Source organism: Paraburkholderia sp. SIMBA_030 (genome assembly GCF_046535245.1).
In the GTDB taxonomy this organism is placed as follows: domain Bacteria; phylum Pseudomonadota; class Gammaproteobacteria; order Burkholderiales; family Burkholderiaceae; genus Paraburkholderia.
Genome location: NZ_JAWRXB010001669.1, coordinates 1 through 235 on the forward strand (window position 1 = coordinate 1; position 235 = coordinate 235).

Consider the following 235-nt stretch of genomic DNA (forward strand, 5'->3'; position numbering starts at 1 on the left):
GACCCATAGCCCGCATGAGCACACTCTTGAGATTTGGACTGACTCCAGTTATGTCAAAAAAGGCATCACTGAATGGATTGAGGGTTGGAAGAAAAAGGGCTGGAAAACTGCCAGTAAAAAGCCAGTCGCCAATCAAGACCTATGGCAACAATTGGATAAGCTCTGCCAACAGCGTGATGTTAGCTGGCATTGGGTCAAGGGTCACGCTGGACATGCTGGTAACGAAAAAGCAGAT

At 47.7% G+C, this 235-nt stretch carries 1 protein-coding gene; it reads left to right on the forward strand.

The annotated features are described in order from the left end of the window. Positions 1-235, forward strand: a 235-nt coding sequence (locus tag SB772_RS45690) for a ribonuclease H (RefSeq protein WP_410839236.1), incomplete at both ends; no start/stop codon positions are given.